The following is a 14,621-nucleotide window of genomic DNA, read 5'->3' on the forward strand; positions in this document are numbered from 1 at the left end:
AAAAAAGATGAAATTAAACCTTAAAGCTTAAAGCCTACAGCCTAAAGCCTATAGCATTAAAAAAATATGAAATTAGCCGAAATATCCATAAAACGTCCGTCGCTGGTAATTGTATTGTTTACAATTCTGACTCTTGGTGGATTGTTCAGCTACAGCCAATTGGGCTACGAGCTGATCCCGAAATTTGAACAAAACGTTATTACCATTTCTACCGTTTATCCTGGAGCTTCTCCAAGTGAGGTAGAAAATACCGTAACCAAAAAGATAGAAGATGCGATTGCGTCTTTAGAAAACGTAAAAAAGATTGACTCAAAGTCGTATGAAAGTTTGTCGATTGTTTCGATTACATTGACATCAAACGCAAAAGTCGATTTCTCTTTGAATGATGCACAGCGAAAAATCAACGCGATTATTAGTGATTTGCCAGATGACGTAAAAACGCCGGCATTGACTAAATTCTCGCTGAGTGATTTGCCAATTATGACGCTTGGTGCCAATGGTAAAATGGACGAAGCTGCCTTTTATGACTTAATTGACAAAAAAGTTGCTCCAATTTTATCTCGTGTACAAGGTGTGGCTCAAGTAAATATTATTGGTGGTTCTGAGCGTGAAATTCAGGTAAATCTTGATGCAGTAAAAATGCAAGGTTATGGACTTTCTGTTCCGCAAGTACAACAAAACATTTTGACTTCAAACTTGGATTTCCCAACAGGAAACATTCAAACTAGAAATCAAAAAATATTAATTCGTTTAGCGGGTAAATATAAAAGTGTTGAAGAATTAAGAAACCTAGTTGTTTCTTCTCAAAACGGAATCCAGATTCGTTTAAGTGATATTGCCGATGTTCAGGATACACAAAAAATTGCTGAAAAAATATCACGTGTAGATCAAAAAAGCGCAATTGTACTTCAAATTATCAAACAATCTGATGCAAATGCTGTTGCGGTAAGTGAGCAATTATTAAAAACAATTGCAACTCTTGAAAAAGATTATAAAGTAAATCAACTTAAATTAGAAGTTGCAAAAGACAGTACAATCTTTACACTTGAAGCAGCAGATTCTGTTGTTCACGATTTATTGATTGCGGTAATTCTGGTTGCATTTGTAATGTTGTTTTTCCTTCACAGTATCAGAAACTCGTTGATTGTAATGGTTTCGATTCCGGCTTCGTTGATTGCAACTTTCATCGGAATTTATTTGATGGGATATACTTTGAACTTAATGAGTTTATTAGGATTATCTCTTGTTGTTGGTATCCTTGTGGATGATGCGATTGTGGTTTTGGAGAATATTTACAGGCACATGGAAATGGGTAAAAGCCGAATCCGTGCGTCGTATGACGGAACTGCGGAAATTGGTGGAACGGTAACTTCGATCACATTAGTAATCGTGGTTGTATTCTTGCCAATCGCAATGAGTTCTGGATTGGTTTCTAACATCATTACGCAGTTCTGTGTTACGGTAATTATTTCAACGATGTTGTCATTGTTGGCTTCATTTACAATTATTCCTTGGTTGTCTTCTCGTTTTGGGAAATTAGAGCATATTGAAGGAAAGAATTTATTCGGAAGAATCATTCTTGGTTTCGAAAACTATTTAACACGTTTCACTGACTGGGTTTCTCATTTATTGACTTGGTGTTTAGATCACTATATTAAAACTTTTGTTGTTGTAATTGTATTGTTTTTCGCTTCAACCATTGGATTAATGGGTGGAGGTTTCATTGGAGGAGAGTTTTTCGCTTCTTCTGATAGTGGAGAGTTTTTGGTACAAATTGAAATGCCAAAAGATGCTTCGTTGGAACAAACAAACTTCATGACGCAAAAAGCCGAAGCTTATTTAAAAGCTCAAGAATATGTTCACAGCCAAATTACAACGGTAGGACAAACTTCTGAAGGTTTTGGAGCATCGCAAGCTACAGCTTACAAAGCAGAGATCGACGTAAAAATGATCGAGCAAAAAGATCGTACAGATGATGCTAATGTGTATGCAGCAAAAATCAAACGTAAGCTTGAAAAAGTATTAGTTGGAGCAAAAGTAAAAACGGTTCCGGTTGGTATCTTAGGTACTGCTGAAGATGCAACTTTAGGATTGATCGTTACTGGTCCATCAACAGAAGCAGCGATGGCATTTGCTAAACAAGCTGAAGCTGAATTAAGAACTATTCCTGGAACAACAGAGATCAAATTAACGGTTGAAGATGGAAACCCTGAAATCAACGTAAAAGTAGATCGTGATAAAATGGCTGCTTTAGGTTTGACACTTCAAACGGTTGGTTTAACCATGCAGACTGCTTTTAGTGGTAATACTGACGGAAAATACAGAGCTGGAGAATACGAGTACGATATCAACATCAGATACAATTCTTTCGATAGAAAAAGTATCGCTGACGTAAGTAATTTGATTTTCATCAATAATGCTGGACAGCAAATTAAATTATCTCAATTTGCAGATATTACGGAAGGTTCTGGACCTAGCCAATTAGAGCGTAGAGACAAATCGGCGTCTGTAACGGTAAAAGGGCAAAACGTTGGGGTTCCATCTGGAACAATTGTACAACAATGGCAGGTGAAATTAGATAAATTGAAAAAACCAGCCGGAGTAAACTACATTTGGGGTGGTGACCAAGAAAACCAATCGGAAGGATTTGGTACTTTAGGAATCGCATTATTAGCCGCTATTATTTTGGTTTACCTTGTAATGGTGAGTTTGTATGACAGTTTCGCGCACCCATTTGTAGTATTGTTCGCTATTCCGCTTTCGTTCATTGGAGCGATGTTAGCGCTGGCATTGACAAACAACTCATTGAATATCTTTACGATTTTAGGTATCATCATGTTGATTGGTCTGGTGTGTAAGAATGCGATCATGCTTGTCGATTATACGAACCAAAGAAGAGCGGCTGGAGAATCAATCAGAACAGCGTTGATTCAAGCAAACCACGCTCGTTTGCGTCCGATCTTGATGACAACAATTGCGATGGTATTTGGTATGTTCCCAATTGCATTGGCAAAAGGAGCAGGAGCTGAATGGAAAAATGGTCTTGCTTGGGTAATTATTGGAGGTTTGATTTCTTCATTATTCTTAACCTTGATTGTAGTTCCTGTAATTTATAATATTATGGAGAAATTAATTCAGAAATTCTCTAAAGGAGAAAAAATTGACTACGAAGCTGAAATGGTTGCTGATTATACACCAACAGAATTAAGCGAAGACGGTTTTAATCCGAAACATACGCATTAATAGTTTTTAATTTTGATTTGAAAATCCCAGATTCCGCCCGAATGGAATTTGGGATTTTTTTTGAATTAAGAATGAAAGTATTTCACGCAGATTTTGCAGATCAAATTAGAATAAATCTGTGTTTATCTGCTTAAATATGTTCAAAATCTGCGTGAAAAAATTATAAACAGTTTATTAAAAATCTGTTTATTTGCATCTCCTTACTAAAAGTATTATGCTACAAAAAGATAAATCGGCGGCGATTGGTTTCATTTTCATAACCATGTTGATTGACATTACGGGATGGGGAATTATTATTCCGGTTGTTCCTAAATTAATTGAAGAATTGATTCACGGTGATATCAGTGAAGCAGCAAAAATTGGTGGCTGGCTGACTTTCGCGTATGCAATAACTCAATTTGTATTTGCGCCAGTAATTGGAAATTTAAGTGATAAATTCGGGAGAAGACCTATTATCTTAATTTCTCTATTCGGATTTTCATTAGATTATCTCTTGTTGGCTTTTTCGCCAACAATTCTCTGGCTTTTTATTGGTAGAATAATTGCCGGTGTAACGGGAGCAAGTATTACAACAGCTTCTGCTTATATCGCCGATGTTAGTACACCCGAAAACAGAGCAAAAAACTTTGGTTTAATTGGCGCAGCTTTTGGATTAGGATTTATTATCGGGCCAGTTATTGGCGGTTTGTTAGGTCAGTACGGGTCACGAGTTCCGTTCTATGCGGCTGCAATTTTGTGTATGGTAAATTTCCTTTACGGATTTTTCATTTTGCCGGAATCTCTTAAAAAAGAAAATCGTAGGCCTTTTGATTGGAAGCGCGCTAATCCGGTTGGGGCAATTTTAGGTTTGAAAAAACATCCAGAATTAATTGGATTGATTTCAGCGATATTTCTTTTATATGTAGGTTCTCATGCAGTTCAAAGCAATTGGAGTTTCTTCACTATTTACCAATTCAATTGGGATGAGAGAATGATCGGAATTTCATTAGGAATAATTGGTTTGTTGGTTGGAGTTGTTCAAGGAGGATTAATCCGTTTTATTAATCCGAAATTAGGAAATGAAAAAAGTATTTATGTTGGATTAGCTTTATATACCATCGGAATGTTATTATTTGCTTTTGCAACAGAAAGCTGGATGATGTTTGTATTTTTGATTCCGTATTGTCTTGGCGGAATTGCTGGACCTGCTTTGCAATCTGTAGTGGCAAGTAAAGTATCGCCAAGCGAGCAAGGAGAAATTCAAGGAACTTTGACAAGTTTAATGAGTGCCTCTTCGATTATTGGTCCGCCAATGATGGCCAACACATTTTACTTTTTTACTCATAGCGATGCACCTTTTAAATTTGCTGGAGCGCCGTTTATTTTGGGTGGTTTTTTAATGTTATTGAGTACGGTAGTTGCTTATTTTTCTTTAAAAAAACATTCGGTTCCAAAAGTCGAAATAGATTCACAAGAAACAGAATAAAAATAGAAAAGCCTTCATTATCTAAAATGAAGGCTTTTTTTATAGCTTTTGAAAAACTATTTTTTAATGAATTTGATTGTCTTCTGTTTGTTTTCAGATTTTACTTTTAAGATGTAAACTCCACTAGAAAGGTTTGATAAATCAATTTCCGAATGAAGATCATTGATTCTTTTAAAAACAACAGATTTTCCAGAGATATCAATAATTTCTACATCATCAATAGTTGAATTGTTTTCAATATTTAAAATATCAATCACCGGATTAGGATAAAATTGGAACGAAGTCAAATTAAAATCTGGTGCCGAAAGCGAACCATTTACTTTAGCTGTTACTGCAAGACGTTCCTTACTCTCAATTCCGTTTATGGTTTGCGAAGCATAATAAGTAGTTCCGTCGACCAAAACAGTTGTTAAAGGCAAAGGAGTTTCAGCTGTTGATTTGCTTGTTTTGGTTTGTGAAGGACTTGGAGCACTATACCATTTAATGTTTTGACCTTCAACAACAAGATCTGCCAAAGTTGATCCTGGTTTGACATCAACAACTAGGGCTTCTTGTTTGCCTTCAGCTAAAGGAGCCGGTGGATTAATAACGAAATTTAACATTACATAGCATCCATTTGCATCCTGAACAATCGCTGTATATTCTCCAGCTTCTAAATTTGTAAATGTATTATTGGATGAAAACACATTCAAATTAGGAGAAATTGCATATTGAAAATTACCTGTACCACCAGAAGCCGTAATTGTTGCAGTTTGATTCTCAATATTTAAATCTGCAATTATAGGTTGAGGCTGTTCTAATTGTATAGCCACAACTGCTGTACAATCATTATTATCTCTGACAGTTATAATATGAGTGCCTGCATTTACGACAAATGAGTTACTACTTTGAAACGGACCTCCATTTAATGAATAAACAAAAGGGGCACGGCCTCCACTAGTATTTGCTGTTATTGTACCGTTTTGTGAACAAGTTACAGGTGATGTAATAGTTGCTATTAATTGAACAGGGATTACAGGGTCTATTGTAGCAAAAAGTGAAGTAATACTATTTTGAGCATCACGTACTATTATATTATAGCTTCCAGGGATAGCGGTAGTAAATACATTCGAAGCCATATAAGTTGTACCATTATTAAATGAATAAGAATAAGGTGCAGTTCCTCCCGTTGCAGTTACGGTTATAACTCCATTAGTGCTACATGTCAATGGATTTACACTAGCAGTAGCAACAAGCGCTGGTGGTGCTATAATGCTAATTCCTTGTTGTAAAAATGTACACCCTAAGGCATCTCTTACTTCCACAACATAAGATCCTGATGCTAAATTTGCAAAAAGGTTAGCAGTTTGTGACGGAACTAATACTATTCCATTACTCCTTCTAAGAGAATAAGTATAAGGTTGAACTCCGCCCGAAGCATTAACAGCAATTCTTCCATCGCTATTGTATGAAGAAGAAGGATTTACAACGCTGGTTGATGCTGATAAACGAGAAGGTTGTAATATTGTTATGCTAGAAACAGTAGTACATCCTGCAGCATCTTTAGCAGTTACATTATATTGTCCTGGGGATAAATTATTAAAAACATTAGATGAAGAAAATACGGTTCCTAAAGAATAAGTATAAGGCGCAGTTCCTCCGCTTGCAGTTGCGGTTATTGTACCATCTTGAGATCCGTTGCAAAAAATGTTTGTTTTAGTCAAATTGATTGCTAGTGGAACGTATGTTTTTACCTTATAAGAAATCCAGCTTGTATTACCAATAGCATCTTTTACATAAAAAACATAATTAAGACCCGATTTCAAATTTGCAACGCCATTGATTGTTGTATAGGTCTGACCTAAATTAAACGAATAAAGATAAGGCGCTACTCCTCCAGATGCGTTAATGTATAAACTCTCTCCAGGATTTTCACAAGTAATAGGAGTAACATTGCTTATAGTTATAAAAATAGGTGCAGGAAGCACAATTGTAGCATCTACGCTAGCAGACTCGCAACCGTTAGCATCTTTAGCAGTTATAGAATAAGTTCCTTCAGGTAATCCTACATAACCTACTGAAGCAGAATAATCAAATATTAGTTGATTTGTAGTAGCATTTTTAACTTTATAAGTATAAGGGGCAACACCATTACTTGAACTCATAGTTATTACTCCGTCAAGATGACCGTTAGACGTTTCGTATGTAACGGTAGCAATTGTTTTTACAGGAGTATAGGCTTTTACAATGTAATGTGTTTGTGCTTCGTTTCCAATAGCATCTTTTAATAATATAGAATAAGTACCAGGAGTCAAATTAGTTCGTCCGGGATTGTTGCTGGTATAAGTATTACCACTATCATAAGAATAAAGATATGGAGCTACACCTCCTGAAGCAGTTACAGATAATGAAGCATTTGCAATACAAGATATAGGCGCTTTAACAGCATTTAATACTATTGGATTATTAAGTGTAATGTCTATATTGCTTTTGGTTTCCTGACATCCGTTCGCATCAATAACACTAATTGTGTATAAACCTGCAGGCATACCACTATATCTTTTATAAGGGACATTTTTACCGTACTCAACCCCTGTAACTTGATTTTTTACAGAATATAAATAGGGTGCAGTCCCTCCTGCGGCATCTAATTGTATTAAGGCTCCAATTGACCCATCATTATTTAAAGTTTTAATATCAGTAATTAATTGTAAAGTAGCAGGCTCAGTTACTGCAATGTTATTCGTTACAATACAGTTATTTGCATCTTTTACAAAAAAAGTATAAATGCCTGCTGTTAAAGCAATAAAATTAGGATTAGATGAATATGACGCTCCATCTCTTGAATAAGTGTAAGGAGATTTACCACCAGAAGCAGTCAAAGTAACCGATCCGTTATTAAAACCTTTACAAGTAACACTTTTAATTGTTGAAGTCGCAACTAAACTTGTTGGTTGTGTTACAATTGCTGTAGCATTTATTGTACATCCCCGACTGTCTTTAATTCTAATCGTGTAAGTTTTGGCAACAACATTGTTAAAAATATTGCTGGTTTGATAATTAGTACCATCTAGTGAATAAGTATATGGCGTCACTCCTCCGGATGCATTAACTCTTATTGAGCCATTTGCAGTTCCAAAACAAGTTGCATTTGTAACTATTGTAGTAGCACTAACCGGAGTATATGGTTTTAAGGTTATCACTGTAGAGGCAATACAATTGAGGTTATCTTTAACATTTATTGTATAAGTGCCTGCTTGTTTATAGAAAAGAGGTACGCTTGCGGTATAAGGTTCATTGTTAATTGAATATAGATATGGACTTTTCCCTCCTGTAACATCGACTCTGAAAGATCCATTGATGCAATCCACTTCTTTGGTAATAGTAGCTGTTGCAACAAGTGATACAAGAGGATCAACAGTTATGTTTTGCACATTAGAAATACATCCATAACTATCTTTAACAATTATTGAATAAACTCCTGCCACAGCATTAGAAAAAGTATTATTGCTGGAGTAAGTATTTCCATTATCAAAAGAATACAAATACGGACCTTGTCCTCCCGTTGCAGAAACGGTTATAATGCCATTACTAAGACAATCTACTGCTTTTGCAAGTATTGCTGTTGCAAATACTGGAGTTGGAGCAATTAAAGAAATTGTTGTAGATGCTTGAGAATTTTCAGCATCCTTAACTTTAATCAAATAAGTTCCTGGGAATCCGTTATACGTATTCGAAGCACTATAAGTAACTCCGTTATCAAAAGAATAGGTATAAGGAAGTGTTCCGCCTGTTGCCGTAACAGATATTATTCCGTTAGGATTAGTGCATGTAATTTGTGTTGCTGCAGCGGTAGCTATAAGTGCAGGCGGTCCATCAATAATTGAAACTGCTTGCATTGCGATACATCCATTGGCGTCTTTAACCTGAACACTATATGATCCTGCTTGTAAGCCATCAAAAATGTTTGAAGGCTGGAAAATGCTAGAAGGTGTTCCGTCGATTGTCAATGCGTACGTGTAAGGGGCAAATCCACCATTTGCAATAACAGTTATTTGACCATCATTAACACCAACAGTGGATGAATTTTTAACGTTTACAGTTGGTGTTATAGGAGTAGGCTCAGTTATAACTACATAAGAAGAACTCAAACAGCCATTCGCATCTTTTACAGTTACATTATAATAACCAGCAACTAAATTTGTGAAAACATTTGTTGGAAAAAAAGGAGAATTGTCTAATGCGTAAAGAAAAGGTGCTTTTCCACCGGCTGCACTTACAATTATAGTTCCGTCAGTGCTCTGAGAACAACTTACGTTAGTTTGAGTAAAAGCTAGTGTTGGAAAACTTATAGGCGCAATAGTTATACTGTTTGTGGTAGTTACAGCACCATTGGCATCTTTTACAGTAATCGAATAAGTTCCCTCAGTTAAATTGCTAAAAACATTAGCTGACTGAAAACTTACTCCATTTATAGAATAAGTATATGGAGCCGTTCCTCCTGATGCAGCAGTAACTATTTCTGCATTGCTCATACAATCAATATCTTTAGTAATGGCAATCGTAGCTGTAATTGGACCCGTAATTTCAGCCCAAAAACTACCCGGTTCGCAATTATTAGAATCCTTTAATCTCACATGATGCAATCCAGGAGTAACATTTGTAAAAATATTATTAGTTTGAAAAGTACCGTCATCTATCGAATAAAAATAAGATCCTGTTCCTCCTTTCACATTAAGAAGTGATATCGTATTTCCATCAATTACCAAGTCTGCATCTACAAGTGATGGTTCCGTAATCGTATAAGGAAGTGTGTTTATGCAGCCTCCAGCATCGGTAACTTTAATGGTATAATTTTCAGCTTTAAGATTGGCAAAAACATTACTGCTTGTAGAAGGATTATTATTTATTGAATATTGGTAAGGCGCTTTTCCTCCTGTTGCTATAACTGTCAAAGTTGTTTTTTCACCCCAGCATGCTAGTGGAGTATTTGCAGCTGTAATAGTTATAGGAATTGGAGAAGTTACTAAAACTGAGCTTGCATCTGAAATTGTATTTGCAGCATCTTTTACGGTAATAGTATAACTGCCGGGAGTTAAATTACTAAAAGTATTGTTTGATTGAAAAGCTCCTCCATTTATAGAATAAACATAAGGTGATGTACCTCCGTTTGCGGTTACAATTATTTGCGCTTGGGTATCACAGGTCATGGGCACTACAACATTAGAAGTATTCAGTGGTGCAGGTGTATTTAGAACAGAAATATTTGTCTCTGAAAAAACACATCCCAATCCATCTTTCATTTGGTAGCCATATACTCCAGATTTCAAATCTGCAAATACATTTGTTTTTTGAAATGGTCTAATTTCTAGTCCGCTGTCATCTGTTAGGGCAAATGAAAAAGGACCAACGCCAGTTAGAGGAACAATGGTTATTTTTCCATTATCATCATTTGTAGTTGTTGAGTTAGTAATTTTTATTTTTGTAGACATCAAGATTGAGCCCAAAACTTGTGTAGTATAAGAGCTGGAACATCCCTTAGCATCTTGTACAGTCACCGTGTATTCTCCCTCAGCTAAATTGCTAAAAGTATTATTGGACTGAAAACCCTCACCTATGGAATATTGATATGGAGCTTGTCCTCCCGTTGCATTTATGGTTATTTCTCCTTCTTTTGTTCCATGACAAACTAGGTCTTTTACGGTTAAAATACCAGTTGGAGCTTCTGTCATCTCCACTTTTTCTGTAATTAAAGTGATAAGACATTTGTTAGAATCGGTTACATAAATAACGTGAGCTCCGGCACCTACATTCGTAAAAATATTTGAAGTCTGAAAAGGGTTATTATCTATATTGTAAATATAAGGAGGAGTACCTCCCACTGCTAATACAGTAATTGACCCAGAATTTGCACCGCAGGTATTAGAAGATAAAACGGTACTCATTGTTAATGGAGCTGGCTCTGTGATTTCTATCTGTGCCGTTTGGGTGCTGCAGGAATAATTATCACTAACTTTTATTGTATATGTGTCTGGTGTCAGGCCTGTAAAACCAATAGAATTTGACTCAGAGTCTAGAGATGTATTTACAGTTTTGCCCGCACTGTTTATTAAATAATAATTATAAGGAATGGTTCCTCCACTTGCCTGAATCCAGACAACTCCATTCGCTTTTCCAGAGCAAGTGACATCATTTTTTCTGCTAGTAATAGTAAGAGGTGCCGGGTTTTCAATAGTAACACTTTTTGAAGTAATACACCCTAATGCATCTTTAGTATTAAACGAATAGGTTCCTACAGGTAAGTCATAAAAAAAACGATTGCTGGTATAGGTACTGCCATTATCTGATGAATATAAATAAGGTCCAGTACCGCCATCTGCAAATAAAGTAATTCTTGCTGTTGGTTTTGCACAACTAATAGGCTCAACTGTTGTGTGTAAAACTAAAGGATAATTAACGCGAAAATTGATATAATTGCTTGTAATAACGCCATTATGATCAATTCTTGCATAAATTTTTGTTGTTACACCAGGATAACCATTATAAACGGTTGGATCTGCAATTACATTATTGTTATTTAATGCATCCTCTTCACTTAAAAAGTAGCTTACATTTGTCTCATCGGGATTTAAATTACCAATAAATGCTGTCTTAAGAGACGTCAAATTGAATGATTCGCCGGCACAAATTGAAATAGAAGTTACTTGAGCATAAAAAAAGTTAGAAAATAATAAAAGAAAACAAAGTAGAGTTTTTTTCATAGTATTAAATTTGTTAAAATGGCTCACCAAATATAATACAATAAATATTGTTAAAATTGCGGTTTCCCGTAAAGGCGTAAAAAAAATTGAACCTAAAGAAAAACTTTTATTTTAAATACAAATAATGGTTGAAATAATCAATAATCGCTTTTCCTTCTAGCAAAACATCGGCACCAATAATGCCGTGAACTGGTTTTGCTTTATGTGATTCCAAAGCTTCATTTACATGTGAAAGATCAAAAATAACAATACTGAAATCATTGTTTTTCCAACTTCCTAATGCTAATTTATTTTCAGATGAAATTTGCGTTTTCATTCCCGTTCCACCTGCGCCCGATGCTTTTGTTTTTGATTTTTTTGCAGTCAGCTCAAAACGTTCAATGCTTTCAAATCCAACGCAGGAATTCGAGGCTCCAGTATCTAAAATGAAGTCGCCCGAAATGCCATTAATCTTGGCTTTTATAGCAAGATGCTGAGTTCTGGTAATCTTGAATTTTATTTTTTTGTATTTCTCTTTTTTGAGGTATTCGTGAAGATTTTCCATTTTTGGTTCCGATTGAATATCAAAAATAAACCAATTAAAATCAATAAACTAACAATATAATAGATATAATTTGATGATTCTTCTTCATTCGAAACAGAGCCATAATAGACAAACGAACTCCAATAATAAGGTGATTTCTTGACATTCGAAATGGATTTGTTGTTCAGATAATCCAATTTTGCATTAGTATTAGCTTCAAAATAGGAAATATTATGGTTGATGTTTTTATAAAAATCTTCCATAAAAACAGAAGTAGTAAAATCATTTACTTTCCATAACGAAAACAGCAAATTTTGTGCGCCGGCAAATTGAAAACCTCTCGCAACGCTCATAGTGCCTTCGGCTTTGTAGAGTTTTCCAATTCCGGTTTCACAGGCGCTCAAAACCACTAAATCGGGGTTGATATGCAAATTATACAATTCAGAATAGAAGATTTCCTGATCGTAAAATTTAATGCTCGCCGGAGTTTCAAGATCACCCGAAGAGGCGTGTGTACTCAAATGCAGAATGGAATAATTTGGTGCATTATTTTTAAAATTAGCGAAACTTGCATCAGCGTTTTCTAAATATTTTCCCTTAAAATTACATCGAATGGATTCTAATTCTTTCTTCGAATATGTCAGCTCAAAAGTTGTTTTCTCAAAAACAGGAAAAACACCTAAAACTGTCTTTTCTGATTTTGAAACGGGTTTTGAGTTCAAATAAAAAGTAGCCGAAGTATTGTAGGCAATCTTAAAATCATTAAGCAAATAATGCATTTTAGCAAAATTTGTTGTATTTGATTCCTTTGTAATCAATGCTTCAAAAGGAAGAAAATTTAAAATCCCGTCAGGAACAATGATGAGGTTTTTGCAGCTGAAGTTCGAAGGCAATTTTAATAAATCGTAAGTGCTTTTTCCATAATAATTATACCCGACAATATCATTTGTGATAGCGTCTGGAGTTCTGAAATAATCGATGAATTTTAAAATTCTGGAATTTGCATTATCAGTAACATCAAAATGATTTAAGCTAATTTGATTATTTTGAATGGTGAAATAATAGAGGTATTCAGCACCCATAAAATAATAAATCATAATAGCTTTCTCTTTTTTCAACTTGGAAGTGAATGCTTTAAAATCGAAATTCTCAGTAATTGAAATTGAATTTTCAGATTGAATTTTCTTTAGCGAAAGCATCAATTCATTTTGTTTTTTTATGGCCGAATTAATAACTGAAATATTAGCCAAATTTCCTTTTTGCTGTTCTTTTAAAATCGAATTATTGGCATTTTGAAATTCTTGCAAAAGCTGTTTTTCTTTTGCTGAAGCTGTTTTTCTGTTTGAAAGATGACGCTTCAAAATTCCCGATTTTGTTTTTTCTGCCAATTGAAAAGCTTCTTCTAAATATTCCACTTTACTTTCTTTTTTATACAATCGATCGTAAATCAATAGACACTTTTCAGTTCGATTTCTGGCACGGATTTGTGAAATAATTTTAGAGTTTTCATACACTAAACCGCTCATCAATAAGTTTTCAATATGAAACGAAAGTTTATAACCTTCAAGAGCTTTTTTAGGTTGGTTTTGATTGGCAAAAATTGACGCCTGTAAATCCAAAACATCCATTAAAACAGTTTCTGCATATAATTCATTTTCAGTCGGAAGAATGTTTTTTGCAACATAACTCGGAATTAAAATTTTAAAAGCTACAGTGGCTTGTTTAGTGCTTTCAGAATATTTTTTTTCATCAAAAAGCAGTAATGCCTTTTCATAATGCAGTTTTGCAATTTTTCTCGGTTGTTGATTTGGGATTTTCAGAAAGATTTCGGTTGCTTTCTCGAAATAAGAATCGGCAATTTTAAATCGATGGGTTTGCCTGCTTACGTTTGCAAGATTTCGATAAGCATTGGATAAATTCTCAAGATGATCGTTATCGTTTTCCAAATATTTTACAGCATCTTTAAAGACATTTTCGGCTTTTTTATAAAGCTCCTGGCTCATCAGATTTCCTTTAAAAAACAAATAATTATTGCCTAAATTATTCAGCAAAATTCCTTTCTGTGAATTCGATAATTTTTCTGTTTTTAAAGTTTTTTCCAAAAGTTCAATTCCTTCAATGACTCTCCCAGTATTCTGATAAACATTTGACAAATTCAGAATAGCGGCAACTTTTTGAGCTTCGTTTTTTTCGAGATTCGCAATAAAAAAATACTGTTTTATAGTGTTTTCGGCACTATCGTAATCACCCAAAACAGTATATAAATTTCCCAAAGGTTTTAAGCAGAATTCAACAATGTCGTAATTGGAAAGTTTATTCTTTTGATAAATCTGCCAAGCTTTTTCGTAGCTGGAAATCGCGTTTTGAGTTTGCCCAAACAGGTTTTCATAATACGCTTTATTGCAGTTCAAAACCACAATGGCAAGAAATTCATCTTTGGTTTTTGGTTTCGGATTTCTCCAAAAATCACTTTCGGCTTTTGCTAAATTTTGCAACGCTTTCGCGGAAGGATGAGCCACAAAGAGATCAACGGCATTATATATTTTATCTTCCTGATTTTGTCCAAAAACATTCAGATTTATGAAAAGAAAGATTAAACCATATAAGTGATATAAGTTCATATTAATTTTTTTTTTGCCACGAATTACAC

At 34.8% G+C, this 14,621-nt stretch carries 5 protein-coding genes; 2 read left to right on the forward strand and 3 right to left on the reverse strand.

Annotated elements, in window-relative coordinates:
- The first annotated feature begins 66 nt into the window (after positions 1-66).
- On the forward strand, positions 67-3,243 hold the full coding sequence (locus EYY60_RS17040) for an efflux RND transporter permease subunit (RefSeq protein WP_132990511.1): 3,177 nt from the start codon (positions 67-69) through the stop codon (positions 3,241-3,243).
- A 214-nt stretch (positions 3,244-3,457) separates the two neighbouring features.
- On the forward strand, positions 3,458-4,708 hold the full coding sequence (locus tag EYY60_RS17045; RefSeq protein WP_132990512.1) for a TCR/Tet family MFS transporter: 1,251 nt from the start codon (positions 3,458-3,460) through the stop codon (positions 4,706-4,708).
- Between the two features lie 56 nt (positions 4,709-4,764).
- Here EYY60_RS17045 and EYY60_RS17050 read toward each other — a convergent pair whose 3' ends face one another.
- The 3 genes from EYY60_RS17050 to EYY60_RS17060 all read right to left on the reverse strand — a co-directional run bounded on the left by EYY60_RS17050 (position 4,765) and on the right by EYY60_RS17060 (position 14,592).
- Positions 4,765-11,448 carry a T9SS type A sorting domain-containing protein gene (locus tag EYY60_RS17050; RefSeq protein WP_132990513.1) on the reverse strand — a complete coding sequence of 2,228 codons (6,684 nt, stop codon included), beginning with the start codon at positions 11,446-11,448 and terminating at the stop codon, positions 4,765-4,767.
- 106 nt (positions 11,449-11,554) lie between these two features.
- On the reverse strand, positions 11,555-11,992 hold the full coding sequence (locus EYY60_RS17055; protein ID WP_132990514.1) for a retropepsin-like aspartic protease: 438 nt from the start codon (positions 11,990-11,992) through the stop codon (positions 11,555-11,557).
- Positions 11,944-14,592, reverse strand: coding sequence for a CHAT domain-containing protein (locus EYY60_RS17060; RefSeq protein WP_132990515.1), 2,649 nt, complete (start codon positions 14,590-14,592; stop codon positions 11,944-11,946). The genes EYY60_RS17055 and EYY60_RS17060 overlap by 49 nt, the downstream gene beginning before the upstream one ends.
- Between the last annotated feature and the right edge of the window lie 29 nt (positions 14,593-14,621).

Origin of the sequence: Flavobacterium zhairuonense, from assembly GCF_004352915.1 — a bacterium.
Classification (GTDB): domain Bacteria; phylum Bacteroidota; class Bacteroidia; order Flavobacteriales; family Flavobacteriaceae; genus Flavobacterium; species Flavobacterium zhairuonense.

What these genes read in the sequence shown, in the direction of transcription:
- EYY60_RS17040 (WP_132990511.1), top strand. Translation starts at nt 67, where the DNA reads ATGAAATTAGCCGAAATATCCATAAAACGTCCGTCGCTGGTAATTGTA.
- EYY60_RS17045 (WP_132990512.1), top strand. Translation starts at nt 3,458, where the DNA reads ATGCTACAAAAAGATAAATCGGCGGCGATTGGTTTCATTTTCATAACC.
- EYY60_RS17050 (WP_132990513.1), bottom strand. Translation starts at nt 11,448, where the DNA reads ATGAAAAAAACTCTACTTTGTTTTCTTTTATTATTTTCTAACTTTTTT.
- EYY60_RS17055 (WP_132990514.1), bottom strand. Translation starts at nt 11,992, where the DNA reads ATGGAAAATCTTCACGAATACCTCAAAAAAGAGAAATACAAAAAAATA.
- EYY60_RS17060 (WP_132990515.1), bottom strand. Translation starts at nt 14,592, where the DNA reads ATGAACTTATATCACTTATATGGTTTAATCTTTCTTTTCATAAATCTG.